At 55.8% G+C, this 1,413-nt stretch carries 1 protein-coding gene; it reads left to right on the forward strand.

Features of this window, described 5'->3' with window-relative positions; translation table 11 throughout:
• Positions 1–83: 83 nt before the first annotated feature.
• Positions 84–1,413 (forward strand): IS4 family transposase (locus BSPA111_RS22375; RefSeq protein WP_183273303.1); only part of this gene is annotated, 1,330 nt, incomplete at its 3' end.

The following is a 1,413-nucleotide window of genomic DNA, read 5'->3' on the forward strand; positions in this document are numbered from 1 at the left end:
TAATGCCGATCAGTTAAGGATCAGTTGATCGATCCAGTAGCTGTGTAAGAATCCGGAAATGTTCTTCGTTTCCGGATTTTTTTATGCATATCGGGCAGGCTCTTGATCTCGTTTCACGTTACGACTCTCTGCGTAACCCCATGACTTCTCTCGGGGATTTTCTTGACCCGGAGCTCATCTCCCGTTGTCTTGCCGAGTCCGGCACTGTCACTGTGCGTAAACGCCGTCTGCCGCTGGAAATGATGGTCTGGTGCGTCGTCGGTATGGCTCTGGAGCGTAAAGAGCCACTTCATCAAATCGTTAACCGGCTCGATATCATGCTGCCGGGCGACCGCCCCTTCGTCGCCCCCAGCGCCGTTATCCAGGCCCGCCAGCGGCTGGGAAGCGAGGCCGTTCGCCAGGTTTTCCTGCAAACTGCACAACTCTGGCATGGTGCCACGACACATCCCCACTGGTGTGGTCTGACGCTGCTGGCCGTGGATGGCGTGGTCTGGCGAACACCGGACACAGCGGAGAACGACGCCGCTTTCCCGCGTCAGAGCTATGCCGGTCAGCCCGGACTCTACCCTCAGGTTAAAATGGTCTGCCAGATGGAGCTGACCAGCCATCTGTTAACGGCCGCCGCCTTCGGCACGTTGAAGGAAAGTGAATACACGCTGGCAGAGCAGTTGATAAACCAGACCGGCGATAACACCCTGACCCTGCTGGATAAAGGCTACTACTCTCTGGGTCTGCTGCACGCCTGGAAGCAGGCAGGGGAGCATCGCCACTGGATGATCCCCTTGAAGAAAGGCGCTCAGTACGAGGAAATAGAGAAGCTGGGAAAAGGCGACCATCTGGTGAGGTTGAAAACCAGCCCGCAGGCGCGGAAAAAGTGGCCGGAACTCGGAGAGGAAATGACGGCCCGACTGTTGACCGTCACCCGGAAAGGAAAAGTCTGCCATCTGCTGACATCGATGACGGATGCGATGCGCTATCCGGGTGGAGAGATGGCGGAGCTGTACAGCCATCGGTGGGAAATCGAACTGGGTTACCGGGAAATCAAGCAGACAATGCAGCTGAGCAGGCTGACGCTGCGGAGTAAAAAGCCGGAACTGGTGGAGCAGGAGTTGTGGGGAGTACTGCTGGCGTACAATCTTGTGCGTTATCAGATGATAAAAATGGCAGGGAGCCTGAAGGGTTACTGGCCGAATCAGCTGAGCTTCTCAGAATCCTGCGGAATGGTGATGCGGATGTTGATGACATTGCAGGGCGCGTCACCGGGGCGGATCCCGGAACTGATGCGGGATATGGAGAGCATGGCGCAGATGGTGAAGTTACCGATAAGAAGAGAAAGAGCCTTCCCGAGGGTGGTGAAGGAAAGGCCACATAAATATGGTAAAGCCAGGAACAAAAATGCCAGTCAGTTGCTTA

This window comes from Buttiauxella sp. A111, assembly GCF_014189855.1.
Taxonomy (GTDB): Bacteria; Pseudomonadota; Gammaproteobacteria; order Enterobacterales; family Enterobacteriaceae; genus Buttiauxella; species Buttiauxella selenatireducens.